This window comes from Aminobacter sp. P4_D5 (genome assembly GCF_056401815.1).
In genome coordinates this window covers 1-614 of sequence record NZ_JBFUIP010000972.1, presented here as the reverse complement: position 1 = coordinate 614, position 614 = coordinate 1, and the positions used below count along the sequence as shown (strand labels likewise).

The 614-nt window shown below is 67.3% G+C and carries 1 protein-coding gene; it reads right to left on the bottom strand.

All coding sequences use genetic code 11. From position 1 onward, the window contains the following. Positions 1-158: 158 nt before the first annotated feature. On the bottom strand, positions 159-614 hold a 456-nt coding region (locus tag AC1DWF_RS36140), incomplete at its 5' end, for a phage antirepressor KilAC domain-containing protein (protein ID WP_476843263.1).

The following is a 614-nucleotide window of genomic DNA, read 5'->3' as shown; positions in this document are numbered from 1 at the left end:
CCAGTTGGCGGAGCCCCAGATATCGTAGCCCGTGGCCACGGGGTATTTCTTCGTCTGCTGGTCTGGCTGCATGATCCGCGGATCGGGCGGCACCACGATATTCTCGAAGTACAATTGCTCCCGATACGTCGCCGGCTGGCGGCGCGCGCCATCCTTTTTCATGTCGTCGCCTCCTTGGCGCGCGGCTCTTCTAAGAGGCGCGCCGCCTTGACCAGACCCTTCGCCGTCACCTTCACTTGGTTCCGCGTGAAGGGCGTTCCGTCGCGGCGCTGGATCGTGAAGGGTTTGTGCTCCAGGACACCGGACCGGATCATCGGCTCGTAGGCCACGAAGCCATCGGCCTTGTGGCTCCCCCACCCCCACCGCTCCATCAGCTTGGGCAGCCGGCGGGGCGGCACCTGCAGGATCTTGGCCGCGACCGTGATGCTGAAGGAACCCGCGCAGGCCTCAAGGCGGTCCAGCGCTTCCACCTTGGATTGCGCCAGGGCCAAGGCCTCCTTCTGGCGCGCGACCGCCGCCTGGAGCACCTGGACGGCCCGCAGCGCCAACTCCTCTGGCGTCTCCTCCGGCGCGGCGACCATGTAACCACCGTCCCGGCGGATCGCGGGCAGGAC